The organism is Pseudomonas sp. C8002 (assembly GCF_013385765.1).
Lineage (GTDB): Bacteria > Pseudomonadota > Gammaproteobacteria > Pseudomonadales > Pseudomonadaceae > Aquipseudomonas.
In genome coordinates this window covers 108606-122809 of sequence record NZ_JACAPJ010000002.1, presented here as the reverse complement: position 1 = coordinate 122809, position 14204 = coordinate 108606, and the positions used below count along the sequence as shown (strand labels likewise).

At 58.0% G+C, this 14204-nt stretch carries 11 protein-coding genes and 1 pseudogene; 6 read left to right on the top strand and 6 right to left on the bottom strand.

Annotated elements, in window-relative coordinates; all coding sequences use genetic code 11:
* Positions 1-244 precede the first annotated feature (244 nt).
* The 4 genes from HX814_RS02375 to HX814_RS02360 are packed head-to-tail and all read right to left on the bottom strand — an operon-like array spanning position 245 to position 5082.
* Entirely contained in the window at positions 245-1189 is a 945-nt protein-coding gene (locus HX814_RS02375) for an aldo/keto reductase (protein ID WP_177009476.1), read from the bottom strand.
* A gap of 12 nt (positions 1190-1201) precedes the next feature.
* On the bottom strand, positions 1202-2581 hold the full coding sequence (locus tag HX814_RS02370) for an efflux transporter outer membrane subunit (protein ID WP_177009477.1): 1380 nt from the start codon (positions 2579-2581) through the stop codon (positions 1202-1204).
* 18 nt (positions 2582-2599) lie between these two features.
* A complete protein-coding gene (locus tag HX814_RS02365; RefSeq protein WP_177009478.1) occupies positions 2600-4054 on the bottom strand; it encodes an MFS transporter in 1455 nt (484 codons plus the stop codon).
* Positions 4051-5082, bottom strand: a complete 1032-nt coding sequence (locus tag HX814_RS02360) for an HlyD family secretion protein (protein ID WP_087692937.1) — start codon at positions 5080-5082, stop codon at positions 4051-4053. The genes HX814_RS02365 and HX814_RS02360 overlap by 4 nt, the downstream gene beginning before the upstream one ends.
* 104 nt (positions 5083-5186) lie before the next feature.
* Here HX814_RS02360 and HX814_RS02355 point away from each other — a divergent pair, with 104 nt between their 5' ends.
* Both HX814_RS02355 and mug read left to right on the top strand, forming a co-directional pair.
* Positions 5187-5810 carry a TetR/AcrR family transcriptional regulator gene (locus HX814_RS02355; protein ID WP_177015378.1) on the top strand — a complete coding sequence of 208 codons (624 nt, stop codon included), beginning with the start codon at positions 5187-5189 and terminating at the stop codon, positions 5808-5810.
* Positions 5807-6322 carry a G/U mismatch-specific DNA glycosylase gene (gene mug, locus HX814_RS02350; RefSeq protein WP_003216518.1) on the top strand — a complete coding sequence of 172 codons (516 nt, stop codon included), beginning with the start codon at positions 5807-5809 and terminating at the stop codon, positions 6320-6322. Before HX814_RS02355 ends, mug begins: the two co-directional genes overlap by 4 nt.
* Here mug and HX814_RS02345 read toward each other — a convergent pair.
* The gene (locus tag HX814_RS02345; RefSeq protein ID WP_177009479.1) at positions 6309-8354 is read right to left on the bottom strand and encodes a prolyl oligopeptidase family protein; all 2046 of its coding nucleotides are present in this window, start codon (positions 8352-8354) and stop codon (positions 6309-6311) included. The genes mug and HX814_RS02345 overlap by 14 nt on opposite strands.
* Before the next feature lie 152 nt (positions 8355-8506).
* Here HX814_RS02345 and HX814_RS02340 point away from each other — a divergent pair, with 152 nt between their 5' ends.
* Complete coding sequence (locus HX814_RS02340) at positions 8507-8770, top strand: Ada metal-binding domain-containing protein (protein WP_003216523.1); 264 nt, start codon at positions 8507-8509, stop codon at positions 8768-8770.
* Positions 8771-9375: 605 nt separating this feature from the next.
* Here the strand turns inward: HX814_RS02340 and HX814_RS02335 are convergent.
* Positions 9376-10296 (bottom strand): LysR family transcriptional regulator, encoded by a 921-nt coding sequence (locus tag HX814_RS02335; RefSeq protein ID WP_087692965.1) that lies wholly within the window; start codon positions 10294-10296, stop codon positions 9376-9378.
* Positions 10297-10478: 182 nt separating this feature from the next.
* On the opposite strand from HX814_RS02335, the gene HX814_RS02330 reads away from it, so the two are divergent.
* From HX814_RS02330 to HX814_RS02320, 3 genes and pseudogenes are all read left to right on the top strand, one after another.
* Positions 10479-11153: an epoxyqueuosine reductase QueH gene (locus tag HX814_RS02330; RefSeq protein WP_087692942.1), complete on the top strand. Its 675-nt coding sequence runs from the start codon at positions 10479-10481 to the stop codon at positions 11151-11153.
* Between the two features lie 112 nt (positions 11154-11265).
* A pseudogene (locus tag HX814_RS02325) lies at positions 11266-12728 on the top strand (methylenetetrahydrofolate reductase C-terminal domain-containing protein).
* Between the two features lie 490 nt (positions 12729-13218).
* Positions 13219-14202: a DUF1852 domain-containing protein gene (locus tag HX814_RS02320; RefSeq protein ID WP_087692944.1), complete on the top strand. Its 984-nt coding sequence runs from the start codon at positions 13219-13221 to the stop codon at positions 14200-14202.
* The last annotated feature ends 2 nt before the right edge of the window (positions 14203-14204 follow it).

Below are 14204 nucleotides of genomic sequence, written 5' to 3'. Positions count from 1 at the left end.
GGCATCACCTCGGTGTGTCTGATTCCACCGAGTTGTCTGCATCGCCGGCAAGCCAGCTCCTACAGAAAAGCAGCTTTTGCCTTTGCTTTTAACACTCAGGTCGGCTCTCAGGCAGCCGTGCTCTTACTTTTGATCTTGATCTAACTGCCCCCTGCCGCTTTTGCAAAGTGACTCGCTATAAGAGCGAAACCATAAGTAGCCATAACCTAAATAACGGATATGTACCCCCCTCCCCCGGCCAAACTCAACACTTCTCCCGCGAAATAAACCCCAACACCCCAGTATCCATCACCGGATTAAACCGAACCCGGGTCGTAATGTCCTGCTCAATCTCACGCATCGCCACCTGCGGCAACGTAGAAATATCCGCATCCTCCCGTATCCGCGCCGGCGTCACCGACGAGGTCAAAAACGCCACCCCACGCTGCACCGACCACGCCAACGCAACCTGAGCCGGCGTCTTCTGCACCCGCCGTGCAATCCCGGTAATCACCGGTTCATCCAGCACCCGCGGCCTCATCCCATGCCCCAACGGCGCAAACGCCAACACCACAATCCCATGCTGCCTGCAAAACTCCAACAGCTCCCACTCCGGCAGATAAGGGTGTGACTCAACCTGCACCACCGCAGGTTTTATCCGCGCCACCGCCACCAACTCCCGCAGCGTTTCCAGGCTGATATCCGACACCCCGATGGACTTGCAACGCCCCTCATCCACCAGACGCTCAAGCACCCGCCACGTCTCGATCAACGTCACCCCCGAGTCATACAACACATGCCCAAACGCATCCCGTGGGTGCAGCTCGTCACCCGGCAAAAACGCAAACGGCGTATGGATCATGTAGCAGTCGATCACCTCCACCTGAAGCCGGCGGCAACTGGCTTCGAACGCCGGCACCACACGCTCGGGCCGATGGTTGTTGTTCCACAGCTTGGTGGTGATGAACAGGTCCTCGCGCCGGACTTTACCGGCCGCCACCGCATCGTGAATCGCCGCGCCGACCTGCGCTTCGTTGCCATAACGCTCCGCACAATCGAAATGGCGAAAGCCCGCCTCCAACGCTTGCGTGACCGCCTGGGTGGTGGCCGTCAAATCCCTGAACAGCGTCCCGAACCCCACCGCCGGCATCGCGCCCGAACCATGCTGCAAAGAAAAACGGGTATCGCGAAGTGCATCGTAATAGCTCATGTGTTTGCTCCACTAGCGTTTGAAATCGTTGACCGAGCGACCACCGAGCGCCACGAACAACCGCACGGTGTCGAGATGTTGGGCGGTGCTCGCCCGGATCTGCCCGAGCAGGGCCTGCTCATAGGCGCGTTGTGCCTCCAGCACTTGCAACAGCCCGCTCTCCCCTGCCCCATAGGCCTGCTGGTTCAGGCGCAAACTGTTGGCGGCGGCCTGTAGCGCGGCGGTCTGTGCCTGGTACTCCTCGGCGTCGTGGTTGATCGCCTGCAAGGTGTCTGCGACCTGGCCGAAGGACTTGATGACGGTCTGCTGATAGTTGGCGAGCGCGGCGTTGTAACCCTCCACGGCGGCCTGGCGCTCTGCCTTGAGAGTTCCGCCATCGAAGATCGGCCCCGCCAACCCGGCGGCAAAACCCCACAGCGCCGCACCACCATTGCCCGACGCGGCCTGGGCCAGTGACGCGGACAACTCCACACGGGGATAGAGATTGGCGGTGGCCACGCCGACCGCCGCGCTGGCCGCATGCAATTCGGCTTCGGCTTGCAGCACGTCCGGGCGGTCATGGGCCAGTTCGGACGGCAAGCTGACCGGCAGCGTGGTGGCCGAGGCAAATCCAGCCAGTTCGAAATCCGGTGCGCGCCAATCCGCCGGGCCCTTGCCCGCCAGGATCGACAGCGCATGCCGCGCCGCATCGCGCTGCTGGGCGAGTGGCGGCAACAGGGTGCGGTCCTGCGCCAGTCGCGTTTCGGCCAGGGAGACATCGAGCTGCGTCGTCGTGCCGCTGTGTTGCGCCGCGCGCACCAGTTCGAGGTTTTTCGCGTCGGTGGCGAGCAAGGTCTGCACCGCTTCCATCTGCGCGTTGGCCGAGGCCATCAGCAACGCCTGGCTGGCGACGTCGCCCGTCAGCGTCAGGTACGCCGCCTCGAAGCGATGCTGCTGGAAATCGGCCAATGCCTGCTGTTGTTCGACCCGGCGCTGATTGCCGCCGAATACGTCGAGGTCGAAACTGACCTGCGGCCCGACGCCATAGAAGTTCGTCACCGCTGGCCGCGCGGCGTTGTGCACGCGCTGGCGGCCCGCTTGCGCGGCGAAATCCACCTGCGGGAAAAGTGCACCCTCGGCCGCAGCCACCGAAGCGGCGGCCTGACGCAACGTCGCGTCCGCTGCCGTCAGCTCAAGGTTGCCGGCAATCGCCCGGCGCATCACGCTGTCGAGCGTTTCGGAATGAAAGATCGACCACCAGTCGACGCTGACCTTCTGACTGAAGGAAACGTGCTGCTCAGCCTGCACGTCATAGTGCGGCGAAGCGGTAACGGACGGCGCCTTATAGTCCGGGCCAACCGAACACGCGGACAGGGTCATGACGGCCGTGATAACAAGCCCATGGGATTTCATTACGCACACTCCGGAAAACTAGTGGGTCGTGACAGGTTTACGCAGCAGCAGCACCAGCGGGCTCACCACCAGCATTGCCCACAGCAGAATCTTGAATTGGCCGACCACCGCGATGAAGGCGGCCTGGCCGGTGATGGCTTCGTTCAGCGCGGCGAATCCCGCCAGGGGCGTCGATGCGGGGACCGAATGCACAGTCAGGTGGCCGGCCAGCGCCACGTGCATCGCCTGGGTGTTGTTGAAGAAGAACCACTGCACCACCGCCACACCCAGGGTGCTGCCGTAGACGCGGGACAGGTTGAACAGCCCACTGCCTTCGGGGCGCAACGTCGGGTCGAGGGTGCTGAACGCCACCCGGGAAAGCGCCGGCATCAGCAGGCCCAGGCCCGCGCCCTGGATTGCGCCAGCCACTGCCACCGGCCAGCCGTCCATCAAGGGTGAATAGCCGAGCATCGAGTGGTTGGCGTAGATCACCACGGCGATCCCGGCGACCACAAATGGGCGGCCGTCGAGATGCGCAGGCACCTTGTTCATCAGCCAGAACGCACCCAGCAGCCCCACGCCACGGGGGATGGTGAGGAAGCCTGTGGTGTCGGGCGGGAAGCCCAGCAGTTCATCCAGCATCGGCGAGGTCATCGCCATGGTCGGCAGCAGCACGAAACCGACGGCGAAGAACAGGATGGTCGACAGCACGAAGTTGCGGTCGCGCAACAACCCCTTGCTGATGAAGTGTGTGCTCGAGGTGAACCGGTGCATTGCGAACAGGTAGAACCCCAGGGCACTGGTGGCGGCTTCCAGCCAGATCTCGGGCGAGTCGAACCACTCCAGGCGCTGGCCACGGTCGAGGACCATTTGCAGGCCGATCACGCCGAGGGTGAAGCTGGCGAAGCCTGCGAAATCAAACGCAGCAGCGCTGTTGGCTTTCTTCTCCTGCTGCAACATCGCCACGATCAAGAAGGTGTACGCCAACAGCGGCAGGCTGGCGTAGAACATCCAGCGCCAGCCGAAATGCTCGCTGATCCAGCCGCCAATCGCCGGGCCGCTGACAATCCCCAGCAACCCGATCGCCGTCCATGACGGGCCGAATTTTGGCCGTTGCGTCGGGGCCAATGTCTCCAGGGCGATGGCCATCGACAGCGGCGCCAACACGCCGCTGGCAGCCCCCTGGATGATCCGCGCGCCGACGAATTGCAGTGAGGTGGTGGCCTGTGTCGCGAGCAGCAGGCCGAGGGCGAAGATCAGCATCGCCGCCTGGTAAACCGCCTTCACGCCGAAGCGCGCAGCAAGCCACTGAGCCACCGGCAATGTAATCGCGCTGGCCGCCAGGTACGACGTGAAGATCCACCCCGCCTCGTCATCCGTCATCGACAAACTGCCCTGCACAAACCGCAGGGCCGAGTTCGGCAGCGACACGTTGACCGCCTGCAACCAGGTCACCAGCAACGCCGCAAACCGGAGAGTACGTGCGCCGTTCATGGGCCGGTCCTGATATCAACCGTCACCGTGGCGCTGGTGCCGGAGAACAGCGGCAAGTCCGCGTTGGCCTCGTCCAGTTCCAGGCGCACCGGCACCCGCTGCACCACCTTGACCCAGTTGCCGGTGGCGTTTTCCGGCGGCAGCAGCGCGAAGTCGGCACCGGCGCCCGGGCTCAGGCTGGTGATGTGCGCCTTGAAGGGATGATCCGGGTAGGTGTCGAGCTTGATGGTTGCCTGCTGACCGGCTCGCATATGGGTCATCTGGGTTTCGCGAAAGTTGGCTTCGACCCAGGTGCGACGGGGCGACAGCAAGGCGAAGGCCGGCGCGCCGCTGTTCAGATAATCGCCGACCTGCACGTCATCCACCTTGGCCACCACGCCGTCGTCGGGGGCATAGACCGTCGCGTACGAGAGGTAGAGTTGCGCCTCGTCGAGCTGCGCCTGGGCCTCGCGAATCGCCGGGTGTCGGTCGATTTCGATGTCGGGATTGCCGTTCAGCGCCACCACCGTATTGGCGATCTGCTGCTCGACGGACGCCACGCGTTGCCGGGCGACTTTCAGGTCGGTATCGGCCCGTTCGAACACGGCCTGGGACACGAACTCGGTGGCCACCAGGGCCTTTTTGCGGGCGAACTCCTTCTGGTCGAAACCCGCCGATTCCTTGGCCGCCTGCAACTCTGCCTGCTGTTGCCGGTAGCTGGCCTTGAGGCCTTCAATCCGCAGGCGCGCCACGCTCAATTGCGCCTGCGCACGCTCGACCGCGACCTGGAACGGCTCGGGGTTGATACGCAGCAGTACCTGCCCCTTGTGTACCGACTGGTTGTCTTCCACGGCGATCTCCACGACCTGCCCGGATACCCGCGCATTGATCGACGCCTTCGCCACTCGGGCATACGCGTTATCGGTGGATACGTACGGCGCATCCTTGAGGTAATACACATACCCGGCCGCTGCAATGAGTACCGGAAAGCCCACCATCAACAGTGAACGCCAGGGGGTGCGGGTCGTGTTTTCCAACGCATTGCTCATGATCGAATCACCTTTGCTGAGCCCGGGATTTCTGAGGCCTTAATTTTGTGCGATGATGTAAGAATATCGACCCACCCACCTCTACTCAAGGATTTTTGTACGCCATGGCACAAAAAAAGATCACAGAGGCAAAAGGCCGTGGCCGCCCACGGGCCTACGACCCCGAAACGGCAATGCAAAAAGCCCTCGGGGTGTTCTGGAGCACCGGCTATTCCGGCGCCTCACTGGACAGCATCGCCACCGCCGCCGGGATGAACAGGCCAAGCCTGTACGCCGCGTTCGGCGACAAACACGCGATCTACCTCAAGGCACTTGAGCAGTATTGGGGTCTCGCTTCTGCCGCCATCGACGAGGCGCTGGACGACCCGAGCCTGACCCTCGCAGAGGCGTTGATGCGCTTATATGAAGGCCAGTTGTCGATCTACTTTTCGGGGGATGGCGAGCCACGGGGCTGCTTTATCATCGGCACCGCAACCACTGAAGCGGTGGAGGATGCGGAGATTCGCGCCGTGCTTTTGCAGCGCCTCGACGCACTCGACGCCCATCTCGAAACCCGCTTGCGCACGGCCATCGAGGCCGGTGAGTTGAAAGGTGGTGCAGACCCGGCAGCCGTCGCCGTCCTCGCCGCGTCTTTGGTGCACAGCTTTTCGATTCGTGCACGGGCGGGCAAGCCCCACGCCGAATTGATCACCCTGGCGCGCAACGCCGTGCAGGTCATCTGCGGATGAGTGAAGGACTGGAAGACATTCTGGCCGAGCACCTGGCCGTGATTTTCTGCGGGATAAACCCGGGGCTGAAGGCCGCCACCACCGGGCATCACTTCATGGGCAGGAGCAATCGGTTCTGGCGCACGCTGCACCTGGCCGGGTTTACGCCCCATGAAGTGCAGCCGGAGAACGACCGCACGATCCTGCAATACCAATGCGGGCTGACCACGGTGGTGGAGCGGCCTACGGCCCGGGCGGACCAGTTGTCGGCGGATGAATTCAGGGCGGCGGCGGCGGGTTTTGAACGCAAGATCGCACGTTATGCGCCACGGTATGTGGCGTTTCTGGGAAAAGCCGCCTATAGCGCGTTGAGCGGGCAGAAGCAGATTGCCTGGGGACTTCAACCGCACACCCTGGGGTGTGCGGCGGTGTGGGTTCTGCCCAATCCCAGCGGCAGGAACCTTGGGTTTACGCTCGACCAATTGGTGCAGGCGTACCAGCAATTAAGGCTGGCAACACTCAGTCCCGATTAGAACTCAACTTCTCCCACAAAAAGCTGTAGACCAGCGCACTCATATGCGCAGCCTGTGCATTGTCTGCCGCCCCGCCGTGCCCACCTTCGATATTTTCGTAGTACGTCACGTCCTTGCCGGCCTCGATCATCTTCGCCGCCAGCTTGCGGGCGTGGGCTGGATGCACCCGGTCATCGCGGGTCGAGGTCAGGAAAAACACCGGTGGGTAGGCCTTCGCCGGATCGAACAGGTGGTATGGAGAAAACGTCTGGATGTACGCCCACTCTTCAGGTAAGTCCGGGTTGCCGTATTCCCCCATCCACGACGCCCCGGCCAACAGGAGGTGATAGCGCTGCATGTCGAGCAAGGGCACCTGGGAGACGATTGCACCGAACAGTTCCGGGTATTGAGTAAGCATATTGCCGACCAACAGACCACCGTTGCTGCCACCCTCCGCGCCCAGATGTCGGGGCGAAGTAACCCCGCGGTCGATCAGGTCACGGGCCACTGCGGCAAAATCTTCGTAGGCACGCGGACGGTTCTGCTTGAGTGCGGCCTGGTGCCAGCGCGGGCCGTATTCACCGCCACCGCGAATGTTGGCAACCACGTACACCCCGCCCTTCGAAAGCCAGGCGCGGCCTGCCTTACCGGAGTAATACGGGGTCAGGGAGTATTCAAAGCCGCCGTAACCATAGAGCAAGGTCGGCGCCGTGCCGTTGCGCGGCAGGTCTTTGCCGAGCACCAGGAAATACGGCACACGAGTGCCGTCCCTGGAGACCGCAAAGTGCTGCTCGATCACGTGCTGGCTGGAATCGAAAAAGGCCGGCAGGGTTTTCAGTACCTCGGGCGGATCACCGATCTCGGCCAGCGACAAGGTGGTCGGCGTCAGGTAGTCAGTGGTCACCAGCCAGACGGCATCACTGTCGTCGCTGTCCACTGCGCTGGCATCCACCGTCCCCATGCTCGGCGCCCCGGTGAACGGGCTGTGCTGCCAGCCGTTCGCGCCGGGAGTGAGGACGCTGAGGCGGTTCTTGACGTGATCCAGTACGTTCAGCACCAGGTGATTCAACGTCCAGAAAAACCCTGCCAGCGAGGTGCTGTCCGCAGGGGTGAACAGCACCTCGAAATCCCGCTGGCCTGCCATGAAGCGATCAAACCGGATCGCCAGCAACGAGCCGGCCACAAACACTTCATCAAGCGTCCAGTCCTCCCGCAGTTCCAGCAGCAGCCAGTCTTTGTACACCGACTTTTCCGCTGAGTTCGGCGCGTCGATTTTGCTTAATTGGTTGTCGCTGCCCCGCAGGTACAGCTCGTTGTTGTAGAACGCCAGCGTGCGGCTGACGAAGTCACGCTCGTAGCCGGGCGTGTCGTCGTGCATCGCCGCGATGTACATATCATCCAGCGCGCCTTCATAGACAAGACTGGCGGCACTCAACGGCGTACCGCGCTGCCACTGCTTGACGATGCGCGGGTAACCGGAACGGGTCATCGACCCTTCACCAAAATCGGTATAGACATAGACGTTGTCACGGTCGATCCAGCCCAGGCCGCCCTTGGACTCGGGCAACTGGAAGCCGTCTTCGACCCAGGTCTTGCTGGCCAGATCAAACTCGCGGGTGACATTCGCATCGGCGCCGCCACGGGACAGCGCCAGCAGGCAGCGCTGGTAGTCCGGGCGCAAGAAATCAGCACCGTGCCACACCCAGTTTTCGCCCTCGGCGGCGTTCAGTGCGTCAAGGTCCAGCAACGTTTCCCAGGCAGGCTGGGGCTTGCGGTACTCCGCCAGCGTGGTGCGACGCCACAGGCCCCGCGGGTGGGCGGCGTCCATCCAGAAGTTGTAGTAATAGGCGCCGACCTTATCGACGTAGGGGATGTTGCTGTCCGAGTCCAGTATCTCCAGCACATCGGCCTTGATCTGCTTGAAGCTGTCGGAGCGGGCGAGCCGGTCTTCGGTCTTGAGGTTCTGGGCGCGTACCCAGTCCAGTGAACGCGAGCCGTCGACGTCTTCAAGCCATTGGTAGGGATCGTTGGACGTTTCGGGAAGTTTTGACATGTTCGAATCCTGTCGAAAAGCAGAAATGGATAGCGTGCCCGACTTTGAGCCTTTTTGAGTGATAAAAAAAGCAAGAAACCGGGTGTGTTACCCGATCTGATCGGCGATACATGGCGGAGGTACCGCAGGCTGCTACGGCAGGAGGACAGGCGATGGCTGACAAAAACATGTGGATGCTGATGGGCGCAGATGCAAAACCCTACCCAAGCCTCGAGCCGGGAACGCTGGGCGGCCACCGAGGCGGCAAGCGCTATGGAAAGCTCGACTGTCGTGCGGCGCTGCGAGCCATTGCGCGTGGCGGCTACGTGAAAAATCGCGTGTTTTTTCTCGATGAAGCGACGGCTATCGCCGCGGGATTTCGTCCTTGTGCGGTGTGCATGCCATCCGAATATCGCCTGTTTCGAGGGCACGCCTGAATCGAGTGTCCGGGACAAATTCCAGGCAAAAAAAAGCCTGCATCGCTGCAGGCTTTTTTACTATCTGGCTCCACGACCTGGACTCGAATAGAAGATTAAGCATCTGTTTTAAAAGTAAATTATGTCGACTTATAAAATATTTATCCCTAAGGTTATCCTTATTAAGCCCGGATTTTATACGAACTCTTTGGATCCCCATGAGCACGGCAGTTGCGTCCGTCCCGCCTACCGATCAGTGCAGTAGTTCGTTCCTCGTGATCACTGTGTCAGTCAGAAACGGACTTTAGTTGGGTGGTTTAGGTATTGAAAAAGACGTCCTGAATTTCGACAGGTTTTGATTCGTGGTTTGCATTCCTGCCGGCTAATCAATGGCATTGATGCTGACCATCTTTTGCATCCGACTTGACCGATACTCGTAGAGAAGGTGACCGGCAGTGAGCAACCCAAAGCTGACGATTGCGATGGGCAGAAATTGGCCGTTCTTTGCCGGTCGCGACGGGCAAGAGTCGGCCAGAAGGTACCATTGAGTAACGGCAACAATCGACCCAAAGTAGAAACTTAGGGAAGCAAACTGGCTCTACCACCACGGTTACGATTCAGGAGGACTATTCCCGAATGGGACTGATGCCCTCTAGAGTCGAGAATGATGTGTCTTTCGCCGTCAGCAGAAAATCCCTCATGTAGGGTGTGGTCAGCATGTCCGTACGCACCGCAGCGAATAGAGTGGGAAATAGGCCTTTGTCGCCCAGGCGTCGAGCTGTGACATATCCACGAGACGTGTATTCGTGCACGGCCCAGTTTGGTAGGCAGCAAATCCCTCTACCAGATGCGACGAGTTGCATCATCATCACGGTCATTTCTGAGGTTCGTATGTTGAGCGGTTCGACATCGGCGGGGTCAAGGAAACGAGTGAAGATGTCGAGCCGGTCTCGGTCGACGGGATAGGTGATCAACGTGAAGGGCTTCAAGTCCATTGGCAGAATAATACTTTTCCCAACCAGTGAATGATGGTTATCCACGGCCAGCAATGCTTCATACATGAACAGCGGCACATAGGTAACGCCACTCAGGTTTATCGGATCGGAGGTCACGACCAGATCCAGATCCCCTCGGGCTAAAGCTGGAAGCGGCGCGAATGAAAAACCTGATGCCAGATCCATCTCCACCTCAGGCCATGAGGTCCTGAAGGCGTCAATGGCTGGCATCAGCCACTGGAAGCAGCTATGACACTCAATTGCCAGGTGCAAACGCCCAGCAGAGCCTCCCGCTAACCGGCTGAAATCGCGCTCAGCTTCCCTCATCAATGGAAGCACTTCATCCGCCAGCCTGAGCAATCTAAGACCCGCACTGGTAAAGCGCATCGGTTTGGTCTTGCGCGCGAACAATGTCATACCCATCCGCTCCTCCAGCTCTTTGAGCTGATGGGAAATGGCTGACTGCGTCAGGTTCAAACGCTCAGCCGTCTCCACCAGACTGTTGGTGTCACGCATGGTTTGTACGGTTTTAAGATGACGAATATCGATCATGATCATGAATAAAATTTGAGTTGTCATAGACTAAAATTAGTTTGTCTCACCATAGATTAATTGACGACAATGGGTCTAGAGATAAACGAATTGCAGTCGCCTGCTTCTCAGGGGTTAATCCTCCTCGTATTTCCGTGTATGGGAGGCGACTGTGAACCTGGAAATCCCGCTGAGAACTCGCGATGACAACGGTAGATCGACCTCAACTCACCTTGCCGAATGGAGCCGATAAGCTGCTCCTCCACTCTTGCTGTGCTCCCTGCTCTGGAGAGGTGATGGAAGCGATCACGGCATCGGGGATCGACTACACAATTTTCTTCTACAACCCGAACATTCACCCTGCACGCGAGTACCTGCTGCGCAAGGACGAGAACATCCGTTTTGCCGAAGACCACAACGTGCCGTTTGTGGATGCCGACTATGACACCGACAACTGGTTCGCTCGTGCTAAAGGGATGGAGCATGAACCTGAACGCGGCGTACGTTGCGCCATGTGCTTTGACATGCGTTTTGAACGTACGGCCCTGTATGCCTTTGAGCATGGATTCAGCGTGATCAGCAGCTCGCTAGGGATTTCTCGTTGGAAGGATATGAAGCAGATCACTGATAGCGGTATCCGCAGCGCGCAGAAATATCCTGGAGTCAGCTATTGGGATTACAACTGGCGCAAGGCGGGCGGTTCGGCACGGATGATCGAGATCAGCAAGCGTGAGCGTTTCTATCAACAAGAATACTGCGGCTGTATCTACTCACTGCGAGACACCAATCACCATCGCAAGGATCAAGGGCGAGACATCATCCGTATCGGCGTGAAGTATTACGGGGATGACCGTGATGATGGCTCGGTTGGTAGGTAACCGGCCAGAAACGGCACTCATATGCAAAAGGAAAATTCCTCACTTTATGTCGTCACTGGAGCCGATGAGGATGTGCGGCTGAATGATGAGATCTCTCCGATACGGATAAAACATGAGTGTGTTGAAAGAAGCACTGCACGATGGCGTATTCACTTGCGTCGTTGAGTTTGTGCCCAAACCATCATCGGAGCGTTTTGCTGCTTTTGAGGCTCTCATGGAGCATGCACGGCTTCACGAGTGGCCGCTCGTCGCCGCCGTGGCAGACCGTGTTGGCGGTAACCTGGATGTGGGCCCTGTGGACGCATGTGCTGCTTTCAAACGCCCAATTCCGGTGCTCATTCATTTTTCTGGAAAAGACCGCGAGCGTTCCGACCTGTTGGCACAACTGGACAGGCTGGAAAACCTGGGTGTAAATCAGCTGCTGCTCATCAGTGGCGACCGATTGTCAGGACGTGAGCCTGGCCAGCGCCCGGTGCGTTATCTCGAATCGGTGCCCGCGCTGCAAATCGTTCGTGCGGCTCGCCCGGACTGGCTGTTGGGCGCTGCGCTCAATCCATTTAAATATTGCGAGGAGGAAGGCGGCGCCCAGTACCTCAAGGCACAAAAGAAGCTTGCTGCGGGTGCCGATTTTCTCACTGTACAACTCGGCTTCGACACCCAGAAGCACTTGGAAGCGCTTGCTTGGATGGCTGAACAGGACAGGCCTAAGCCACTTCTGGCTTGCGTGATGGGGTTAACCCCGCAACGCGCCAACATGCTTCAGCGTACCTGGCATCGTGATCAGCCCCTCTATGCTTAAAGCGCTGGCTGCTGAGGCAGCTATCTCAGAGGATCATGCACACTTGCGCTGCATTGATCGCTTGGCTCTCCAGATCGTCGGCTTGCGGTTGATGGGATATGCCGGAATCCACCTGTCCGGTGTCCACACGCCAGATGAGCTTGTAGCGTTGGAACAGCGGATTTCCATTTGGGTCAGCCAAATCGATTCCCTGAAACAGTGGCAGCCAGCTTGGGAAGCTAGTTGGCACTTGGATGGCCAACGTTGCAGTCACTTTTAACCCCATTGGAGGCAATTGGTATCGGGGCGAATCCAGCGTGAAGGCGACTCTGAAAGAAACGTTTCGCTACCACGTATTGTCGGCCTTCCATTCTCACCTTTTCAGTCGAACCACGGGGCTCAGCAAGGCTTTCGGCTGGAGCGTACAGCGCTCTGTATGGTCTTCCGCTACGGGGTAACGATGGTTGCACCAATTGGAGCGAAATCTGAAACGTCCCGTGATGGGCTGCAACACCTGCGGGCAGTGTCGTCTTGAGGATACGCTGTATGTCTGTCCCGAAACATGTCCGAAAGGATTGGCCAATGGCCCCTGCGGCGGCACTCAACTCAACCGTTGCGAGTTCGGGGATCGGGAGTGCGTACACAGTGTGAAGTACCGTACCGCCAAGTCAGTAGGTCAGTTTCCAGTTCTCGCAGATCGCTTGATTCCGTGCGTTGAGCTGGGCAGTAGACATCGTAGTTCCTGGCCACACTGGTTTGCTGCCGATTCCAGGCAGTCTGGAAAAGCATCCGAATGAAATCGAAAGAGCAGCAGGCGCATGAGCCGAGAATTGAGCATTCAGGATCGACCAGACAACTGATAGCGCCTTTAGTTATCGAAGCGGTCAAGCAGAATCGCTACCAGGTAGCGCGCAGATATGGCCGGGTCACTATCGCCTAGCATGAGTATTTTTACGTGCGAGCACAGGATATTCTGGTACATAGCGACGTTTTTCACACGTATCAAAAAGAAGGACGTCAACGGTTGCTCGATGCAGATGTATACGGGGTGATCGACAGGGGCCTCCACGATGACCTCACCGCTGCGCCTACACGCCATCATGAGCGTGACTAATATTCTTTTGAAATCAATTCGTTTTTGTTCATGTAGCCTGCCTGCTTAAAATGCGTGCAGCACTTCACTGTGGCTGATCTACAGGCCGTCGAGCGAAGGAAGAGAATGTTGATCAAAGCTGAAAGAGGCAATGCGCCAGTTCAGGCTTGTCAAAAATATAGGTGCAGGTCACGATGAACAATGAATTCACATTTGCTATCAAGAAAATTTGTTTTGATGAAAACTACTTTCCCTCAGACAATACGCGCATTACGACCAACTTTGCTAATTTAGCAAGAGGAGAGAGTCGTCAGGAGAATTTGCGTAACACTTTAAAGATGATTGACAATCGATTTAATGCTTTGGCGCACTGGGATAATCCGACCAGTGATCGTTACGCGGTCGAGTTGGACATTATCTCCGCTGAAATGAAAATTGATCCTGAAGGTTGCGGCCAACCTATTCCGTTAATTGAGATTTTGAAGACAACCATTGTTGATCGAAAAACCAATGAACGCATCAATGGCATTGTAGGTAATAATTTCTCATCCTACGTGCGAGACTATGACTTCAGTGTGAGACTGCTGGAGCACAACAAGAACCAGTCGGAGTTCAGCACCCCAGATGACTTTGGCGATTTGCACGGCAAACTGTTTAAGTGCTTCGTCAACTCAAGCGCTTACAAAGATCATTTCGACAAGCCACCTGTCATCTGCCTGAGCGTATCAAGTACCCGGACATACCTGCGAACCGAGAACCAGCACCCTGTCCTGGGCTTTGAGTACCAGCAAGATGCGTACTCTTTGACAGATGAGTATTTCAGGAAAATGGGCTTGAAGGTTCGTTATTTCATGCCGCCGAACAGTGCTGCGCCACTGGCTTTCTACTTCTCAGAGGATTTGCTCGGTGATTACACCGATCTTGAGTTGATTGGCACCATCAGTACAATGGATACGTTCCAGAAAATCTACCGTCCTGAGATTTACAATGCGAACTCCGTAGCTGGAAAGTTCTATCAGCCTAGTTTGAAGCATCAGGACTACTCATTGACTCGAATTGTTTATGATCGAGAAGAGCGTAGCCGACTGGCTGCCGAACAGGGAAAGTTTGCCGAAGAACAATTCATCAAGCCATATCAAGCCATTCTTGATCAGTGGTCTGTTAGCTGCGCGCTTTAATA

Bases quoted from the DNA above. Each gene is read 5' to 3' on its own strand.
- HX814_RS02375 (WP_177009476.1), bottom strand. From the start codon at position 1,189: ATGAGCTATTACGATGCACTTCGCGATACCCGTTTTTCTTTGCAGCAT.
- HX814_RS02320 (WP_087692944.1), top strand. From the start codon at position 13,219: ATGAACAATGAATTCACATTTGCTATCAAGAAAATTTGTTTTGATGAA.
- HX814_RS02340 (WP_003216523.1), top strand. From the start codon at position 8,507: ATGGCTGACAAAAACATGTGGATGCTGATGGGCGCAGATGCAAAACCC.
- HX814_RS02335 (WP_087692965.1), bottom strand. From the start codon at position 10,296: ATGATCGATATTCGTCATCTTAAAACCGTACAAACCATGCGTGACACC.
- HX814_RS02360 (WP_087692937.1), bottom strand. From the start codon at position 5,082: ATGAGCAATGCGTTGGAAAACACGACCCGCACCCCCTGGCGTTCACTG.
- HX814_RS02355 (WP_177015378.1), top strand. From the start codon at position 5,187: ATGGCACAAAAAAAGATCACAGAGGCAAAAGGCCGTGGCCGCCCACGG.
- HX814_RS02370 (WP_177009477.1), bottom strand. From the start codon at position 2,581: ATGAAATCCCATGGGCTTGTTATCACGGCCGTCATGACCCTGTCCGCG.
- mug (WP_003216518.1), top strand. From the start codon at position 5,807: ATGAGTGAAGGACTGGAAGACATTCTGGCCGAGCACCTGGCCGTGATT.
- HX814_RS02330 (WP_087692942.1), top strand. From the start codon at position 10,479: ATGACAACGGTAGATCGACCTCAACTCACCTTGCCGAATGGAGCCGAT.
- HX814_RS02345 (WP_177009479.1), bottom strand. From the start codon at position 8,354: ATGTCAAAACTTCCCGAAACGTCCAACGATCCCTACCAATGGCTTGAA.
- HX814_RS02365 (WP_177009478.1), bottom strand. From the start codon at position 4,054: ATGAACGGCGCACGTACTCTCCGGTTTGCGGCGTTGCTGGTGACCTGG.